This window comes from Paraburkholderia kirstenboschensis (genome assembly GCF_904848585.1).
Taxonomy (GTDB): domain Bacteria; phylum Pseudomonadota; class Gammaproteobacteria; order Burkholderiales; family Burkholderiaceae; genus Paraburkholderia; species Paraburkholderia kirstenboschensis.
Window position 1 is genome coordinate 133713 of sequence record NZ_CAJHCR010000002.1, and the last position, 14493, is coordinate 148205.

Sequence of the window (14493 nt, forward strand, 5' to 3'; positions counted from 1 at the left end):
GCGCCAGGACTCCCATGCCGAAACCCGACCGTCTTCGTGCTCTCGCCGATGCATTGACGAGGCAAAACGTGATGCGCCTGCGCGACGCCGCGGCTTTGCTGGGTGTGTCCGAAATGACGGTGCGCCGCGACATCGCGGCCAACTCGGATCGCTTCACGTATCTGGGCGGCTATATCGTCAGCGCGACCGACGTGCCGAACAACGCCGGCTATTCGCTCGAACAGGAAAAGGACCACTTCGCGCAGGCCAAGGCGGAGGCGTCGTCAATCGCCGCGGGGCTTATCGGCGACAACGAAACGCTTTTTATCGATTGCGGCACGACGCTCACCACGCTCGCGCGGCTCATTCCGCCTGAGCGGCATGTCACGGTGGTGTGCTATTCGCTGAATGTGGCCGAGATTTTGCGGCGCAAGCCGAATGTGCGAATGATCCTGCTTGGCGGCGTATACGTGCCTTCGTCGGATTCGTTCGCGGGCGAGGAAAGCCTGGAGATGCTGCGCCGCATGGGCATCAACAAGGCGTTTATTTCAGCGGGCGGCGTCGACCCCGCACGCGGCGTCACGTGCTGGAATTTTCACGAAGTGGCGCTGAAGCAGGCCGCAATGGCGAGCGCCGTCGAACGGCACCTCGTGGTGGACATGAGCAAGTTCGGCGTCGTCAAGGCCGTGCGCTTCTCGCAGGTCGACGACTTCGATTCGATCATCACCGAGCGCGGCCAGGAGCACCGCAAGCGCAGATAGCGCACATGCTTCAGTCTCTTCATGCGCCCGCGCCCGGCTCAAGACGCTCAGCGCTTGCGTTGCAGCGCGAAGAGCGTCCCGGCAAGCAGAATAAACGCGCCGATAATCACCTTTTGCCAGGTGCTCGGCACGCCGACGAGTATCAGCACGCTCTTGATGAGCGTGACCAGCACCACCCCTAGCAGCGTTCCCACCACCGTACCCGTGCCGCCCGTAATGCGGGCGCCACCGAGAATCACGGCGGCGATCACGTCGAGTTCGGAGCCGACCAGATCGAACGGATTCGCGAGGCGGTTGTTCGACACGTGCAGAATGCCCGCGATGCCCGCCAGCATGCCCGTATAGCCAAACACGAACAGATGGATCGCGCGCAGGTTGTAGCCGAGGCGCTCCGCAATCGCAAGCGAGCCGCCCATCGCATAGACGCCGCGGCCCATCATCGTGCGATTCAGCAGCCACCACGTGACGACCGCGGCCGCGACCAGCGCGAGGACCGACACGGGCAACACCGCGCGCAAGCCGTCCGCGGTGTGATAGAAAAACAGCGGAATGCGTCCGAAACGATCCATGCTGTGCGGAATGTTCATGAAGAACGTCGTGCCGATGAACGTCAGCAACAGCCCGCGATACAGATATTGCGTGCCGATCGTGACGATCAGCGAAGGCGCTTTCAGCCGGTGCACGAGCAGCCCGTTCACCACTCCGAGCACGACGCCGCCGAGCGCGCCGGTGACGAGGATCAGCGCGAACGGCGCGTCCGGCCACCACGCGAACACGGCTTTCGTGATGCCGTACATGGTCAGCGCGGCAATTGCGGTGAACGACACGTCGATGCCGCCCGACGCGAGCACGACGAGCGTGCCGAGCGCGAACAGCGACATCGTGGTCGCCGAATGCAGCAGGTCGAACAGCGTTGCGAACTGGAAGAATCGAGGATTGATTGCGCCGACGATCAGGCACGTCACCACGATCAGCGCAACGGTAAACCACTCGGGGTTGCGCGCGAGCCTCGTGCGCAACCCTGGCGGTTCGACGCTCGGCGCGACTTTGACGACGGTGGGAGTGGTCATGGTCTGCTTCTTGGGCGAGTCGATGCGCGACTGGATGCGCGAGTTCATGGCGGTTGACGTCCTCTATGCCGCTTCGGAAAGCAGCGCGTGATACAGATCGGCTTCGCTCAGTTCGTCGGCGCGATATTCGGCGGCCACGCGTCCCTTCTTCATCATCAGAATGCGGTCGCAGTTCTGAAGAAGCTCGGGCAAGTCGTCGCTGATCAGAATGATGCCTATACCGCGTTGCGACAGCCGCTGCATGATCCGGTAGATGATGTCCTTGGAGCCCACGTCCACGCCCACGGTCGGTCCGTGCAGAATCAGCACACGCGGGTCGATGGCGAGCCAGCGGCCGATCAGCACGCGTTGCTGGTTGCCGCCCGACAGTGACTGCACCGGTTTGTCGACGCCAGGCGTTGCGATCTGCAAATCCTTCACGGTCTGTTCGGCGAGCGCTTGAGCACGCGTGCGGTCGATCTGGCCGAAGCGGTCGCGCAGGCTCGAAATCATCGCGGTGATCACATTGTCGCGAATCGGTTTGTCGAGAAAAAGGCCCTCGTTCAAGCGGTCTTCTGGCACATAGCCGATCCGATGGCGCTTCGCGTCGGAAGGCGTGCGCAGCGCGATGTGCTGCCCGTCGAGCAGCACATCGCCCGACTGCGCCGGCGCAACGCCCGCCAGCGCGCGCGCAAGTTCGTTGCGCCCGGAATCGAGCAGCCCGGTAACGCCGAGAATCTCGCCGCCGTGCAGTTTGAACGAGACGTCGCTGAACTGGCCCGCGCGCGTGAAGCCGCGCACGTCGAGCACGATGTCCTGCGCATGAGCGCTCTCGCGGTAACGTTCGTTCGACAGATGGCGGCCCGTCATCAGTTCGCTGATCTGCGCCTTGGTGAACTCAGCAATGGGTCCCTGCGCCATTTTCTGTCCGTCGCGCAGCACGATCACCTCGCCGCCGATCGCGTAGCACTCGTCGAGCTTGTGACTCACGAACAGCACCGTCACGCCTTGCGCGCGAAGGTTCGCGAGCACTGCGATCAGATTGTCGACTTCTTTTTGCGTAAGCGACGTAGTGGGCTCGTCCATGATGACGAACTTCGCCTCGCTCGCAATCGCGCGGGCAATGGCCACGAGCTGGCGCGTCGCAAGCGGCAATTGCTCGATCAGCGTTGATTGAAACTCGCTGTTGCCTGGCAGGCCGACGGCTTCGAGCGCGCGCGCTGCGGTGGCGGCGAGCACGCGGCGATCGAATGTGCGCGCGAGCCGCCCCTCGTGTGTCGCAAGCTCCGACGTGAGCGCGACGTTTTCGGCGACGCTCATGTTGGGCAGCAGCGAGAGGTCCTGATATACGGTTTCGATGCCGGCGGCGAGCGCCTCGAGCGCGGAGAGCCGCGCGTGCGGCACGCCCTCGATAAGCAGTTGCCCCTCGTCCGGCGGTTGCGCGCCGGAAATGATCTTGATCAGCGTGCTCTTGCCGCAGCCGTTTTCGCCGAGCAGGTGATAGATCTGCCCGCGCTGGAACGAGAGGCTCACACCACGCAATGCATGCACGCCGGTAAAGCGCTTATGCACGCCGACCACTTCCAGGAAAGGTTGCGGCAACGGCGCGGAAGATACGTCTTGTTGATTCATGATGATCGGTCGCGGTGTCGAGGCGCGCCCACCGGACGCGCCTCGAAGTGAACAACGGAATCAGAACGGATACTGCTTGTAGTTCGACTTGTCGACGTTCACCCAGCCCTGGCCGCGCACGATGATGCCCTTGCCCGGACCCTTCGCGACCGTCACCTTCGTGTAGCCGGGAATGCCGAGATCCGCGCCGTTCTCCACTGCCTTGCCGTCCACCAGCATCTTCGCGACCTTGTTCATCGCGATGCCGGCGAGCTTGGGATCCCAGAACGCAATGCCGTTGATCGCGCCGCTTTCGAGGAACTTGCCGGCCTCGGTCGGCAGACCTGTACCGTACACGCAGATTTTGCCCTGCATGCCCGCTTCCTCGACGGCACGGCCGATGCCGATCACGTCCAGCGACGACGAGCCCTGGAAGCCTTTCAGATCCGGATGTTTGCGCAGTACTTCCTTCGCGACTTCATAAGCGCGCTCGCCGTCGTTGTTGGTTTCGAGTTTCGGCTCGACCAGATTCATCTTCGCGTATTTGGCCTTCGCGTTGCCGATGCCGCCGTCGGCCCATTGGACCTGCGAGCGGCTGCCGAGCGAGCCGACCAGCACGGCCCATTTGCCCTCGTTGTGCATGCACGAAGCAAGGCGTTCGTTCAGACCGGCGCCATAAGCGGTATTGTCGAAGGCCTCGATGTCGACCATCGTGTTCTTCGCGTTGTCCGCTTCATGCGTGACCACCTTGATGCCGCGATCCATCGCCTTCTTCAGCGCCGGTTCGAGCGTCGGCGGATCGTAGGGCACCACGGCGATCGCGTTCACTTTCTTCGCGATCAGGTCTTCGATGATCTTTAGTTGCTGCGCCGCGTCCGCCCGGCCGGGTCCCGTCTGGTACGCGGTCACGCCTGGGTTGTCCTTCGCGAACTCCTTGACGCCTTCGTCCATCCGGTTGAACCAGTTGATACCCGTCACCTTGACGACCGTGACAATCGTCTCGTTGGTCGCGGCCTGCGCCGCGGCGATCACGCCCACCGTAAGAGCGGCTGCTGCGAGCGCGGCGCCCAGTCGAGTCAATTTCATGCAAAGTCTCCTTTATCGTTCGATGTCGCCCGTGCTGGCCGTGTCAGCCGTCGCGAACAGGCAGGGCAACCTGTCCGCCTTTACCGAAAACCCGCTATGCGCTAACGCCTGGGCGTCGCCCCCGCACTGCCGGAAGCCGGCCTCTGCGTGGGCTGGGCGGAACCTCCTCCGCCGCCGAAACCGAAGATCGCCCGTACGCGTTCACCGCCCGCAAACGCCAGCGAGAGCAGCAGCAGAAAGCCCCACGCGCAGTCGCCGAAAAACTGCGACACGCCCAGCAGATTGAAGAGGCTCGACAGAAACTGCAGCACCGTCGCTGCGAAAAACACGCAGATGATGCGGCCATGCCCGCCTGCGGGATTCACGCCGCCCATCACCGCGATCAGGATCGCGATCAGCAGATAGGAGTTGCCGTAGTCCCATTTCGCGCTGGATGTATGCGTCGCGCTGATCAGGCCGGCGAGCGAAGCCAGCACGCCGCACATCGCGTAAGTGGTGATCAGCATGCGCGCGCGCGGAATGCCCGCGTAGAACGCGGCCTTCGGATTCGTGCCCATCAGATAGAGACGCAGGCCGAATGGGCTGCGCTTGAGCAGCCATCCCAGCACGATCACCGCAGCAAGAAAGATGCAGAACGCAATCGGCACCTGCAACACGGTGCCGTTGCCGATATCCGACAAGGGCTCGACATAATCGACATGCACCGACGCGCCGTTGCTGATCACGACCGCGAAGCCGGTAAACAGCAACTGCGTGCCGAGCGTGCAAAGAATCGGTGTGAGCCTGAGGCGCGCGATCACCACGCCGTTGAGCAGGCCGCCGAGCAGCCCCATGATGAGTACGATCGCGCAGAAGAGCGACGTGTACAGCACCGGCGAATCGTCGCCGTTGACAAAGCGCGGCACGAGCATCGCGGCGACCATGCCCGACAGGTTCGCGAGCCCGACACCGGACAGGTCGATGCCGCCGTTGCCCGACACCATCGACAGCATGATGCCGAGCGCGAGCAAGCCGAGTTCCGGCAGTTGGCCGCCCATCGACTGAAGATTGTCGATATCGACGAACTGGCCGCGCGAGAGCCACGTCGCGACCAGCACGACGAGCACGTTGACGATCAGCAGAAAATTAAGTTGCCGGTCGGCAAACAGTTTTCCCGCAGCAAACGAAGACTTCATGGCGCTGACGATCTCCCTGACACTGCACGAATGATTACGAAGCCTGCGCTGTCTGACCCGACTCGCTCAGTACACGGTTCACTTCGGCGAGCGTCGGCATTGAAGGCGCCGTGCCCGCGCGCGTGACGGATATGCCTGCGAGCGCGCAGCCGAAACGCATGGCGGAAATCGCATCCTCGCCGCGCGCGAGTGCGGCCGCGAAGCCGCCTGTGAAGCCGTCGCCCGCGCCGGCGGTTTCGACCACCGCGCCGCAGCGAAACGCGGGCAACCATATCGATTGGCTCGCGTCATGCAGCAATGCGCCGCCCTCGCCGAGCGTCACGATCACGGTGCCGACGCCTTTCGCGAGCAGTACGTCGGCTGCACGCCGCGCGTCGTCCACGTTCGCGATCGGCACGCCCGTCAGCGCGGAAGCTTCGGTTTCGTTCGGCGTGATGTAGTCGCACAACGGGAAGATGTCGTCGTCGAGCGGCAATGCGGGCGCAGGATTGAACACCGTCGTGACGCCATGCTTGCGCGCCACTTCCAGTCCGCGCCGCGCGGCCGGCAGCGGCTGTTCAAGTTGCGTGACGAAGACGCGCGAGCCCGCTATATCGGCTTCAATAGCGTCGACGTCGGCCGCGCTCAGCGTCCCCGCCGCGCCCGCTGCAACGATGATTGCGTTCATGCCGGTGGTGTCGTCGACGAAGATATGCGCGGCGCCCGTGGAGACGCCTTCGACAACCGAGGCGCGCGCCGTGATGCCTTCGCGCTCCCATGTTGCTTGTGCAATGGAGCCGAATGCGTCGTTGCCGATGCGCGTGCAGAACACGACCTCAGCGCCCGCGCGTGCCGCGGCGACCGCCTGGTTCGAGCCCTTGCCGCCTGGCCCCATCGCAAACGCGGAGCCCGCAATGGTCTCGCCGACGAGCGGCATGCGCGCCGCGCGAAACGTTAGATCGGTCACGTAGATGCCGAGAATGACGACGCGTCCGCTCTGTTGTGGCTGCGAGCTCATGAGCGCAGCCCTCCTCGCGAGGTGTTCATCGCAGCGCGATGCGGCGCGTGCCGCACCACGTGGTCCGTCAACAGCAGGTAAAAAGTGTTCAGCACGTTGTCTCCTCCATTTTCTGGTTGGCGTGCATATGCTGCGCGGTCAGTCTCCGTACGGTATCCAGATGTTCTTCACCTGCACGGCCTGACGCAGGAACGCCACGCCCTCGCTCGCACGGTCGAACCAGTCGAACTGGCGGCCGTAGTCGGTGAAGGTGCGCTTCAGGTTGCCGACCGACTCACGCTCGATCAGCGTCGCATCCGCCGCGCTGCCGAAGGACCATACCGCGTCCACGTCGTCGTGCCGGGCGAGCGCCGGCAGCAGCGCTTCCCGTTTGCCCGTGACGATGTTCACTACGCCGCCGGGCACGTCGGACGTCTCGACGACCTGATAAAAGTCCGTCACCGCGAGCGGACACACCTCGCCCGGCAGCACCACCACGCGATTGCCCATTGCCAGCGCCGGCGCCACGAGCGAAACGAAAGCAAGCAACGGCGCCTCGTCCGGACAGGCGATGCCGATCACGCCGAGCGGCTCGTGCATGGCCAGCGCGACACCTCGCAGCGGCGGCGTATGCACCGCGCCATCGAATTTGTCGGCCCACGCCGCGTAGGTGAACAGACGCGTGACCGACGCTTGCACCTCCGCGTGCGCCGCGGCATCCGTCGCCCCGTTTCGCACGGCCAGTTGATGCGCGAATTCATCCGCACGCACCGCCAGATTCTCTGCAAGATAGAACAGCACCTGCGCACGGTTATGCGTGCTCGCCTGCGACCACTTTTGCGCCGCTCGCGCCGCTTGCACCGCGTTGCGAATGTCCTTGCGATTGCCTTCGCCCACTTCGCCGACCGGCGTTCCATCCGGCGCATGAACCGGCAACGAATAGCCGCTGTCCGGACGCACCTGCTTGCCGCCGATAAAGAGCTTGGCCGTGCGGTCGATCAACGCAAGGTTCGACACCTGACGATCGTCGCTCGCGTTCATCGCCGCGCTAACCGGCTGGCGCTTCGGAAGATTGAGCCACGCACGCGGTTTCAGATATTCGTGAATGCCCTCACGTCCGCCCTCGCGTCCATAGCCCGATTCGCGATAGCCGCCGAAACCGACCGCCGCGTCGAACAGGTTCGTCGCGTTGACCCACACGACACCCGACGCAAGCCGCGGCGCGACGTCGAGCGCGCGGCCGATCGTCTCGCTCCACACGCTCGCCGCGAGTCCATAGCGTGAATTGTTCGCGAGCGCGATGGCCTCGTCGGGCGTGCGAAAGCTCATCGTAACGAGCACCGGGCCGAAGATCTCTTCCTGTGCGAGTGTCGATGCCGGCGCAACGTTAGTGACGAGCGTCGGCGGATAAAAGCAGCCGTTGGCGGGCAACGCGGTATCCGATGCCTGCCAGATCGCGCAGCCCTCGCGCCGCCCGGTTTCGACGAGCGAGCGAATCCGCTCCAGTTGCACCGGATCGACGATCGCGCCCATGTCGATGCTCTTGTCGAGCGACGGCCCCACACGCAGCGTCTCCATGCGGCGCTTGAGCTTTGCGATGAAGCGCGCCTCGATGCCTTCCTGCACCAGCAAGCGGGAGCCCGCGCAGCAGACTTGCCCCTGGTTGAACCAGATGGCGTCGACAACGCCCTCGACCGCGCCGTCCAGGTCTGCGTCGTCGAATACGATGAACGGCGACTTGCCGCCGAGTTCGAGCGTCAGCGATTTGCCCGAGCCCGCCGTGACCGAGCGGATCAGCTTGCCAACCTCGGTCGAACCGGTGAACGCAATCTTGTCGACTTGCGGATGCTCGACCAACGCGGCACCCGTCGAGCCGTCGCCGGTGACGACATTCAGCACGCCTGCTGGCAGACCGGCCCGATGCGCGAGTTCAGCGAACAACAGCGCGGTCAGCGGCGTGTATTCGGCCGGCTTCAACACGACGCAGTTGCCTGTTGCGATAGCGGGTGCGATCTTCCATGCGAGCATCAGCAGCGGAAAATTCCACGGCACGATCTGGCCGATCACGCCAAGCGGCGCATGGTCCGCGAACTCGCTGTCCTGCAACTGCGCCCAGCCCGCGTGATGCAGGAAGTGACGCGCGACGAGCGGCACGTCGAGGTCGCGCGTCTCGCGTATCGGCTTGCCGTTATCGAGCGCTTCTAGCACCGCAAAGAGCCGGCTATGCCGCTGCACCATACGAGCGAGCGCATACAGATGCCGCGCGCGCCCCGTGCCGCCCAGCGCGAGCCAGCCCTGCTGCGCCGCGCGCGCGGCGGCTACCGCGGCGTCGATATCGGCCGCGTCGCCTTGTGCAATATCGGCGAGTCGCTCGCCGCTTGCGGGCGCATGCGAGACGAACTGCGCGCCGCTCGCCGGCGCATGCCACGCGCCGCCAATGAAATGCCCGAAGCGCGCGTCATGTTGCGCGAGCCATTGGCGCGCGGGCTGATCGTCCTCGGGTGCGGGACCGTAATCCATCGAAGAAAAATACTCCGCTACGCTCATGGTTGGTCTGCTTCAGGCTACGGGGTGACGGTTGAAAGCGGAATAACGGCCGCTCACGTGATGTTCGAGTTGCCGTTCGATGTCGGCGAGCAGGCTCGACGCGCCGATGCGAAAGAGCTCCGGTTCGAGCCACGCACGGCCGAGTTCTTCCTTCATCAGAATCTGATAGGACAGCACCGACTTCGCGGTCGACACGCCGCCCGCAGGCTTGAAACCGATCGGCACGCCGGTGCGCTCGTGGTATTCGCGGATCATGCGCACCATGACGAGCGACACGTCGAGCGTCGCGTTCACGCCCTCCTTGCCGGTGGATGTCTTGATGAAGTCGGCGCCGGCCATCATGCAGACCATCGACGCGCGAGCGATGTTCGATAGCGTGCGAATGTCGCCGGTCGCGAGAATGGCCTTCAGGTGCGCGGGGCCGCAGGCCGCGCGAAATTCACGCACTTCGTCGTAAAGCGCCTGCCAGTTGCCGGTGAGAACATGTTCACGCGTGACGACGATGTCGATCTCCGCCGCGCCGTCCGCAACCGACGCCTCGATCTCCTTCAGCTTCAGCGGATGCGGAATCAGTCCGGCCGGAAAGCCGGTCGACACCGCCGCGACTGGAATGCCGCTGCCTTTTAGTGCATCTACGGCCGCGCCGACAAAGCGGTGGTACACGCACACCGCGCCGGTCGTGATGCGCTGCGGCGTCATGCCGAGGGCTTCGAGAAGGTCCGCGCGAACGGGCTGGCGCGCTTTCGCACATAGGCGCCGCACACGGCCTTCGGTGTCGTCGCCGCTGAGTGTCGTGAGGTCGATGCAGGTGACGGCCTTGAGCAGCCAGGCCGCCTGCGCCTCTTTCTTGACGGTGCGGCGCGTGGCGAGCGTCGCCGTGCGGCGCTCGACCGCCGACTGGTTGATGCGCAGACCGTCGAGCCATGACGCGTCGAACGGCATGCCCGGGTTGCGCACCGGATGAACGAGCGGCCCGCCGCGCAATGCGACGACCGATGACGACGACGAGAAAGGATCAGGCATGAGACGTCCGGGATTTTGATGCACGGCACAACGGCTGGCCGGCGAATGACTCGTGGCTATCCTACCTCGCATGACAGGATTATCACAAGCCCTACGCGTGAATCATCACATTTTGACAGTCTTGCATAGCATGCAGCCGCAAATGTTATTGACGCACCAAATCCATGATGCGAAGATCACAACACAGGTAGTGCGCATCGCGGCAGACACAAATAGAAATTCGTTGCGCCGACGCAGGAGACAAGCCAGATGAGTGAACCGGTCGCGCTCGCTTCATCGCCCCGCACGCCATTGATCCGCGTTGCCGGCGTCACCAAGCGGTTTGGCGGCGTACAGGCACTGCGCCGCGTCGATCTCGAAGTCCTGCCCGGAGAAGTCCACGCACTGCTGGGCGAAAACGGAGCGGGCAAATCCACGTTGATCAAGATCCTCAGCGGCGTCCATGCGTACGACGAGGGCGTCATTGAGATCGGCGGGGAGCGGGTCGTGTTCGACTCGCCTGCGCAATCGCGTGAGGCCGGAGTGGCGGTCGTCTATCAGGACCTGAGCCTCGTTGAATCGCTGTCGGTCGGCGCAAATCTCATGCTCGGGCGCGAGCCTCGCACCCGCCTGGGATTCGTCAAAAATCGCCAGTTGATGGCCACGGTAAGCGCATTTCTCACGTCACACGGCATTCCGCTCGATCCGCGCACGCCGGTCGGCGCCCTGCCCTTTGCGTACCGGCAGATGACCGAAATCTGCAAAGCCTTGATGGGCGACGTGCGCGTGCTGATTCTGGATGAGCCCACCTCTGCGCTGAGCGGCGGTGAGGAACAGATTCTGTTCGACGCGATTCGCACGGTCACGGCGCGCGGCGTCGGCGTGATCTACGTCACACATCGGCTGAATGAAGTGTTCCGTATCGCGCAGCGTGTCACGGTGTTTCGCGACGGCGCAAATGCCGGCATGTTTTCGGTCGCGGAAACGGACATGAAGCGCCTCGTCGCGGCAATCGTCGGGCCGAAGCATGCCGCTTTGCAGGCAAAAGCAAACGCCGTCGAAGGCACCGGTGGGCCGGCCGACACGGCTACGTCTCTACCTGCTTCAGCGGCGGCGAGTGCTTCGAGTACATCTGCGCTGAACATGTCCTGCGTTTGCAACGACCGTCTGCACGACGTCGATCTGAACGTCGAACAAGGTGAGATACACGGCCTCGCGGGTCTGATCGGCAGCGGACGCACCGAGATCCTGCAAACCATCTTTGGGCTTCGCGCAGTCGAGAGCGGCACCATTGCGATCGGCGGCAAAGCGCGTTCCCAGTTGAAGCCCGCCGACGCGATCAAGCTCGGCGTCGCCCTCGTACCCGAGGACCGTCATCTGGAAGGTCTGGTTCTCGATCATTCGATCGAACGCAATCTCACCTTGCCACGCCTGCCTCAGTTTTCCCGCTGGGGTTGGTTGCGCAGCCAGGCCGCGGTATCGCAGGCAAAGACCGCGATGCAGGAGTTGTCCGTCAAGGCGCCAGGCGCTTCGACGCCGGTCAGGTTCCTGTCCGGCGGCAATCAGCAGAAAGTGGTGTTCGCCAAATGGAACCATCCGCGGCCGAGGCTCCTTCTTCTCGACGAACCGACGGTCGGTGTCGACGTCGGCGCGAGAGAGGAAATCTACGGCGTGATACATCAGGCCGCGCGGGACGGCACGGGCGTGCTCGTCGTGTCGTCGGATCTCGATGAACTGCTGCGCTTGTGCAACCGCATTTCGATCGTCGCAGACGGACGTATTGTTAACACCGTGGCGCGCGCTTCGCTAGCGAATGCCGAGGCGCTGCATCACCTGCTGCAACTTTCCCGTTCATCCATCGAGTCTCGCGAAGGGACTCCCCACGGGGCTCACCACGGGGCTCAAGCAACATGAACGACTCCGCTTCGCCGCTGACGGCTGAACGGCAGGCCGCGTCGGCGCCGCGCAGCCGCGCGCGACGTATCGCGCAACTGCTGCTGCAAGGCGACCGGCCGTATGCGCTTTATATCGCCTTCGCGGTGTTGCTGGTGGTATTCAGCTTCGCCTCGCCGTGGTTTCTCTCGGTCGACAACTTTCTGAACATCGGCCGGCAGACCGCGCTGGTGTCGATCATCGCCATCGGCATGACGTTCGTGATCATCGCGCGGCAGATCGACTTGTCGGTCGGGTCGTCGCTCGCGTTATCCGGCATGTCCGCCGCGCTCGCGATGGCGTATATCGGCGATCACTGGCTGATCGGTGCGGTGGCCGGCATCGGCACGGGCGCGCTGGTCGGCGCGATCAACGGACTCGTGACCACGCGGCTCAATATTCCCTCCTTTCTCGTGACGCTGGGTTCGTTAAGCGCCGCGCGCGGACTCGCACTGCTCGTCACGACCACCAAGCCGGTCATCATCACCAACGACTCGTTCATCGCGATCTTCGGCGAAGGCGACATTGCGGGCGTGCCGGTGCCCATCATCTGGACGGTGCTCGCCGTCATCGCCGGCATTCTGCTGCTGCATTACAGCGTGTTCGGCCGGCAGGTGTACGCGGCCGGTGGCAATCCGACGGCCGCGCGCTACTCGGGCATCGACATCCGCCGCGTGACTACCCTCGCGTTCATTCTCACCGGCGTGCTGGCCGGACTTGCCGCGCTGGTGCTGTCCGCCCGCTCGCATGCGGCGCGGCCCGACGTCGTGCAAGGACTCGAGCTCGACGTGATCGCCTCCGTCACGCTCGGCGGATGCAGCCTGTTCGGCGGGCGCGGTTTCGTGCTCGGCACGCTGCTCGGCAGTCTCATCATCGGCACGCTGAACAACGGGCTCGTGCTGCTTGGCGTGAGTTCGTCGCTGCAGCTCGTCATCAAGGGAATCATCATCGTTGCAGCAGTCGCATTTACGAAGAAGTGACGAGGCACGCCGATCACTCGTGAAACGCGGACCCCGGCGCGAACCGCGCGTGAGGTTCCCCGACCGGCAGGAGACTTAATCCCGACTCAATACAGACGTAAAGACCAACGGAGGAGAACATGAAACATTGTCATGGCTCGACAACCCGGGCGGCACGTGGCGTGAGTTCGTCAGTGGCGTCCGTCGTGGCTGTCAGCGCCGCACTGGCCGCCGCACTGGCTTGCGCCAGCGCCGGCGCGCAATGCGTGAGCAGCCTGCAGGCGGGATCGATCGGACCGAAGTCGATTGTCGGCCAGGGACCGAACGGCGAGAAAGCCGCTTCGGTCGACGCCGTCCAGCTCACCGCCGCCGAGGCCGCCAAAGTGAAAGCGGGCAAATTCAAGGTCGGCATTTCGATGCAGACCATGAACCTCGACTGGTCGCAATTGCAGGTGCAAGGCATTACCGACACGCTGAAGAAATACGACGTCGACGTGATCGGCACTGCGTCGGCCGAGTACCAGGTCGACAAGCAGATCGCGGATATCGAGAACACGATCCAGCGTCATCCCGACGGCATCATCTCGATTCCGGTCGACGGCACAGCGACCGCTGCGACATACAAGAAGGTCTCCGCCGCCGGCATCAAGCTCGTGTTCATGGACAACGTGCCGACCGGGCTGAAGCATCCTGAGCAATACGCGTCGATGATTTCCGCCGATAGCGAAGGCAACGGCCAGATCGCAGCCAAAGTGCTCGCCTCGTGCGTGCCGCAGGGCGCGACCATCGGGCTCGTCAATTTCGGCGTCGACTACTTCAGCACGAAGGAGCGCACGAAGGCAGTCAACGAATGGATGAAGAAGAACCGTCCGGACATCAAGATCAAGCAGGTCGACTTCACGGACCCGTCGAAGGTCGGACAGATTGCAGGCGACTTCCTGACCGGGAACCCCGACGTCAAGGGACTCTTCGCCGTGTGGGATCAACCGGCGCTCGACACGTTGACTTCGATGCGCGCGCAAGGCGTGAACATTCCCGTCACCACCGTCGATCTGGGTCTTCAGTCGGCAATCGAGATCGCCAAGGGCGGACCGCTCAAGGCGACCGGCTCGCAGCGTCCGTACGATCAGGGCGTGGCCGAAGCAATGGCGATGATGAAAGCGCTGATCGGACAGACGCCGCCTGCATGGATCGGCGTGCAGTCTTTGCCCGTGGTTCAATCGACGGTGCTCGAAGCCTACAAGACGGTGTTCAAGAAAGACCCGCCGCCGCAGCTCGCGGATGCGTGCAAGAAAGCTAAGCCGGCCTGCGGATAAGCTTGCGGTCAGCGCGTCACATGGTCGCCCGCGAGGTTGGGCGATCATGTGCAGGAGCGTGCGGAACGGGCCGCGCCTTCACCACTGCAGACATGGCCTG

The 14493-nt window shown here is 63.8% G+C and carries 11 protein-coding genes; 4 read left to right on the forward strand and 7 right to left on the reverse strand.

All coding sequences use genetic code 11. The features are described from left to right. Window positions 1–14 precede the first annotated feature (14 nt). A complete protein-coding gene (locus tag JMY24_RS07285) occupies window positions 15–740 on the forward strand; it encodes a DeoR/GlpR family DNA-binding transcription regulator (protein WP_128596809.1) in 726 nt (241 codons plus the stop codon). A 47-nt stretch (window positions 741–787) separates the two neighbouring features. On the opposite strand, the gene JMY24_RS07290 is transcribed toward JMY24_RS07285, so the two are convergent. From JMY24_RS07290 to deoC, 7 genes are all read right to left on the reverse strand, one after another. Then, window positions 788–1858 (reverse strand): ABC transporter permease, encoded by a 1071-nt coding sequence (locus tag JMY24_RS07290; RefSeq protein ID WP_128596810.1) that lies wholly within the window; start codon window positions 1856–1858, stop codon window positions 788–790. Window positions 1859–1873: 15 nt separating this feature from the next. Beyond that, on the reverse strand, window positions 1874–3421 hold the full coding sequence (locus JMY24_RS07295; protein ID WP_201701687.1) for a sugar ABC transporter ATP-binding protein: 1548 nt from the start codon (window positions 3419–3421) through the stop codon (window positions 1874–1876). A gap of 60 nt (window positions 3422–3481) precedes the next feature. Next, window positions 3482–4486, reverse strand: a complete 1005-nt coding sequence (locus JMY24_RS07300) for an autoinducer 2 ABC transporter substrate-binding protein (protein WP_128589423.1) — start codon at window positions 4484–4486, stop codon at window positions 3482–3484. A gap of 101 nt (window positions 4487–4587) precedes the next feature. Further along, window positions 4588–5661, reverse strand: coding sequence for an ABC transporter permease (locus JMY24_RS07305; RefSeq protein ID WP_128596811.1), 1074 nt, complete (start codon window positions 5659–5661; stop codon window positions 4588–4590). A 34-nt stretch (window positions 5662–5695) separates the two neighbouring features. Continuing rightward, window positions 5696–6658 carry a ribokinase gene (gene rbsK / locus JMY24_RS07310; RefSeq protein ID WP_201701688.1) on the reverse strand — a complete coding sequence of 321 codons (963 nt, stop codon included), beginning with the start codon at window positions 6656–6658 and terminating at the stop codon, window positions 5696–5698. 138 nt (window positions 6659–6796) lie between these two features. Next, on the reverse strand, window positions 6797–9184 hold the full coding sequence (locus JMY24_RS07315) for an aldehyde dehydrogenase family protein (RefSeq protein WP_201701689.1): 2388 nt from the start codon (window positions 9182–9184) through the stop codon (window positions 6797–6799). A 12-nt stretch (window positions 9185–9196) separates the two neighbouring features. Beyond that, a complete protein-coding gene (gene deoC, locus JMY24_RS07320; protein WP_128590645.1) occupies window positions 9197–10207 on the reverse strand; it encodes a deoxyribose-phosphate aldolase in 1011 nt (336 codons plus the stop codon). A 249-nt stretch (window positions 10208–10456) separates the two neighbouring features. On the opposite strand from deoC, the gene JMY24_RS07325 reads away from it, so the two are divergent. The 3 genes from JMY24_RS07325 (at window position 10457) to JMY24_RS07335 (ending at window position 14393) form a co-directional block, all read left to right on the forward strand. Further along, window positions 10457–12100, forward strand: coding sequence for a sugar ABC transporter ATP-binding protein (locus JMY24_RS07325; RefSeq protein WP_128596813.1), 1644 nt, complete (start codon window positions 10457–10459; stop codon window positions 12098–12100). Continuing rightward, on the forward strand, window positions 12097–13098 hold the full coding sequence (locus tag JMY24_RS07330) for an ABC transporter permease (protein WP_128590641.1): 1002 nt from the start codon (window positions 12097–12099) through the stop codon (window positions 13096–13098). Before JMY24_RS07325 ends, JMY24_RS07330 begins: the two co-directional genes overlap by 4 nt. Window positions 13099–13217: 119 nt before the next feature. Continuing rightward, window positions 13218–14393 (forward strand): substrate-binding domain-containing protein, encoded by a 1176-nt coding sequence (locus tag JMY24_RS07335; protein WP_128590639.1) that lies wholly within the window; start codon window positions 13218–13220, stop codon window positions 14391–14393. Window positions 14394–14493: the final 100 nt, after the last annotated feature.

Excerpts from the sequence above, each read along its gene's own strand:
- JMY24_RS07285 (WP_128596809.1), top strand. The coding sequence starts at position 15 with ATGCCGAAACCCGACCGTCTTCGTGCTCTCGCCGATGCATTGACGAGG.
- JMY24_RS07290 (WP_128596810.1), bottom strand. The coding sequence starts at position 1,858 with ATGAACTCGCGCATCCAGTCGCGCATCGACTCGCCCAAGAAGCAGACC.
- JMY24_RS07295 (WP_201701687.1), bottom strand. The coding sequence starts at position 3,421 with ATGAATCAACAAGACGTATCTTCCGCGCCGTTGCCGCAACCTTTCCTG.
- JMY24_RS07300 (WP_128589423.1), bottom strand. The coding sequence starts at position 4,486 with ATGAAATTGACTCGACTGGGCGCCGCGCTCGCAGCAGCCGCTCTTACG.
- JMY24_RS07305 (WP_128596811.1), bottom strand. The coding sequence starts at position 5,661 with ATGAAGTCTTCGTTTGCTGCGGGAAAACTGTTTGCCGACCGGCAACTT.
- rbsK (WP_201701688.1), bottom strand. The coding sequence starts at position 6,658 with ATGAGCTCGCAGCCACAACAGAGCGGACGCGTCGTCATTCTCGGCATC.
- JMY24_RS07315 (WP_201701689.1), bottom strand. The coding sequence starts at position 9,184 with ATGAGCGTAGCGGAGTATTTTTCTTCGATGGATTACGGTCCCGCACCC.
- deoC (WP_128590645.1), bottom strand. The coding sequence starts at position 10,207 with ATGCCTGATCCTTTCTCGTCGTCGTCATCGGTCGTCGCATTGCGCGGC.
- JMY24_RS07325 (WP_128596813.1), top strand. The coding sequence starts at position 10,457 with ATGAGTGAACCGGTCGCGCTCGCTTCATCGCCCCGCACGCCATTGATC.
- JMY24_RS07330 (WP_128590641.1), top strand. The coding sequence starts at position 12,097 with ATGAACGACTCCGCTTCGCCGCTGACGGCTGAACGGCAGGCCGCGTCG.
- JMY24_RS07335 (WP_128590639.1), top strand. The coding sequence starts at position 13,218 with ATGAAACATTGTCATGGCTCGACAACCCGGGCGGCACGTGGCGTGAGT.